Source organism: Stomatobaculum sp. (assembly GCF_057248925.1).
This window is the reverse complement of the sequence record NZ_DBHIHF010000033.1, coordinates 1-449: the sequence shown is the minus strand read 5'-3', so window position 1 is coordinate 449 and position 449 is coordinate 1. Positions and strand designations below refer to the sequence as shown.

Sequence of the window (449 nt, the reverse complement as noted above, 5' to 3'; positions counted from 1 at the left end):
ACCGGCAATTTCCCGGAGGTTATTATCAACGGCGGTGTCGCAAACGGCGGCGTGAGCCTTTTGCAGGACGGCGACTACTTCCGCACCGAGAGCGAGGACGGCACGCCGCTCTACTACTCGATTGGCACGGAGGAGCTGAAGCTCGCGAGCGATGTGGTTTACATGGACTACTCGGATCTGAACCAGCAGAACGGTGTCACCTATCAGGCCGACCAGATTAAGAAGGCGTTCGCGGCCGACAAGGCCAAGGGCTGGGGACCGCAGGTCATCTCGGTCGTGATCAAAGACGGCGAGGTCAAGCAGATCTTCCGCACCTTTGCCCAGGACAGCGCGAAGAAGTGAGCGGAATCCCCAAAAAGAGGCATACAGCGAAAGCTGTATGCCTCTTTTTTGGGGAGTTATAGGACAAAAAGAGTTGGTAGAAAACCCCGCAACGCTAGTAGAATCAA

At 55.9% G+C, this 449-nt stretch carries 1 protein-coding gene; it reads left to right on the top strand.

Features of this window, described 5'->3' with window-relative positions:
- Nucleotides 1–342 (top strand): hypothetical protein (locus ACO4XG_RS10145; RefSeq protein ID WP_485129706.1); only part of this gene is annotated, 342 nt, incomplete at its 5' end.
- Nucleotides 343–449: the final 107 nt, after the last annotated feature.